The 2,182-nt window shown below is 38.2% G+C and carries 3 protein-coding genes; all 3 read left to right on the top strand.

Annotation, left to right across the window (positions count from 1 at the left end; translation table 11 throughout):
- Positions 1–84 precede the first annotated feature (84 nt).
- The gene (locus V514_RS0118560) at positions 85–279 is read left to right on the top strand and encodes a hypothetical protein (protein ID WP_029497974.1); all 195 of its coding nucleotides are present in this window, start codon (positions 85–87) and stop codon (positions 277–279) included.
- Positions 276–629, top strand: coding sequence for an IS66 family insertion sequence element accessory protein TnpB (tnpB, locus tag V514_RS0118555; protein WP_029499882.1), 354 nt, complete (start codon positions 276–278; stop codon positions 627–629). Before V514_RS0118560 ends, tnpB begins: the two co-directional genes overlap by 4 nt.
- Positions 630–689: 60 nt before the next feature.
- The coding region (gene tnpC, locus V514_RS0118550) for an IS66 family transposase (protein ID WP_029501249.1) at positions 690–2,182 on the top strand (1,493 nt) is incomplete at its 3' end.

Below are 2,182 nucleotides of genomic sequence, written 5' to 3'. Positions count from 1 at the left end.
GTAAGCCCGTAATCAAATAACGCATATAATCTTGTAGGCATCTCCGATACGATAAATGTATCAATCAATGGAGGTGCTTTTATTATGTCTACGAACAAACCAATTATCGTCCCCGTTCATTTAGATCCTCTCCCTTTAGAACTCCCTCCGGGATCCTCGCCTCAACAAAAAATCGAGCCAACCTGTGTGATTAAAACAGCAGCAGTTGAAATCTCTTTCTTCAATGGCGTAGATGCACACCTTGTCCAAACCGTATTGAAAGGATTGGTGTTGAAATGAAAACAGATTTCACAAAGGTAAAAAATATTTATATTGTCTGTGGCAGAACGGATATGCGGAAAGGAATTGATGGCCTGGCGGCCTTAGTTCAGGATTCATTCGAATTGGATCCATATAGCGATGCTATTTTTTTATTTTCGGGTACAAGCAAAGATCGCTATAAATGTCTTTATTTTGATGGCGATGGTTTTGCTTTACTGTACAAGCGGTTAGATCAAGGTCGTCTGCAATGGCCGAAAAATGAGCAACAAGTCCGTAACCTTTCGCAGCAAGAATTGCGCTGGCTATTAGAGGGGTTATCTATACAACAGCCAAAGGCGATTACAAAATCTTTAAAAGGTGTCTTTTAATTACTTTGTATAAAATGGTATAATTATCCACAACATACCGAACGAAATGTGGTGAATGATTTGGAAAACGCTTCTATGAACAATGAACGGATTATACAACTTTTAGAAACTCAACTAGCGCACTCGAACAGACAGAATGAAGAATTAACACAGAAATTAGATCAATCGTTTAAACAAATTGAAGCGTTGACTGAACAAGTCCGTCAATTAACAAAAGCTTTATACGGTTCCAAATCAGAAAAATCAAAGTACCAAGTGCCCGATGGGCAAGGTTCTTTATTTGAGGATGATCCGTCTTTTAACGAATCTGAGCAGACAGAAGAAAAAAGCACCGAAACAATTAGTTATACGGTTAATCGTAAAAAGACAAATAAAAAACGTAATGATTCATTTGGAGAGCATATAGAAATTGAAGAAGTTCATTATCATCCAAATGATTCATCTTGCGATTGTTGTCATGAACCAATGGTCGAATTTAGCTCTGTCTTAGTTAGAGAAGAAGCAAAATTTATACCAGCTACACTAAAACGTGTACAGTACTTTGAGCATGTCTATGAGTGTCGATTATGTAAAAATGATTCTTTGAAAAAATCTCAAATTAAACGCGGCCAAGCACCAAAAGGTGCAATTCAAAGAAGTATTGCAGGGCCTACTGTTTTGGCAAAGCTTATTTATGATAAGTTTGCGCAATATTTGCCACTTTACCGTCAAGTAAATGAATGGTCAAGACATGGCTTATTAACAAACGATAAAAATTTATCCAATTGGGTAATACGTGTAGCAACAGATTGGCTGCAACCAGTGTACGAATTGATGAAAAAGCGTTTAATAGCAAAATCCGTTTTACATATTGATGAAACCTTTGCGCAAATTCTTAAGCGTTCCGATGGAAGACCAGCACAATCAAATGCTTATAACTGGGTAGCTCGCAGTGTTCAAAGTGAAGGCCCAGTGATTATTTTGTTTAAGAGTGCATTGTCTCGTGGTCGTGCGACCTTAGAAGATTTCATTCAAGGGTTCAAGGGCACCGTCATTTGTGATGGCTATTCAGCTTATAATCATTTGCCTGATGTTCAGTTCGCTAACTGTTGGGCCCATGTCCGCCGCTATTGGTTAAAGGCTGATAGTAACAATGGTCGAAAAGGCGTGCAATATTGCGATCAGTTATTTCATATTGAGCGTAAGATCAAGCATCTTTCACCGGAAGAACGTGTGAAAATTCGTCAGCAAGAATCCAAACCGATTGTAGATGAATTTTTTGAATGGGTGGATCGTTCGCCGTTCTTCGGAAAAAATGCACTTGCTAAAGCTGCTGACTACACATTGAATCGTAAAGTTGCATTAAAACGATTCCTTGATAATGGCTATATAGCCATTGATAATAACGCTGCAGAAAATGCGATTCGTCCAAATGTGATTGGTCGAAAAAATTGGCTGTTTTCTGTCAGTGAAGCAGGCGCTCATTCAAATGCCATTTGTTTAAGTCTTGCTGAAACTGCTAAAGCCAATGGCATTGATTTCTATCAATACTTGGTGAAATTGATGACAGATTT

The organism is Kurthia huakuii LAM0618, from assembly GCF_000505545.1.
Taxonomy (GTDB): Bacteria; Bacillota; Bacilli; order Bacillales_A; family Planococcaceae; genus Kurthia; species Kurthia huakuii.
The sequence above is the reverse complement of the archived record's forward strand: the minus strand, read 5'-3'. Positions and strand labels throughout refer to the sequence as shown.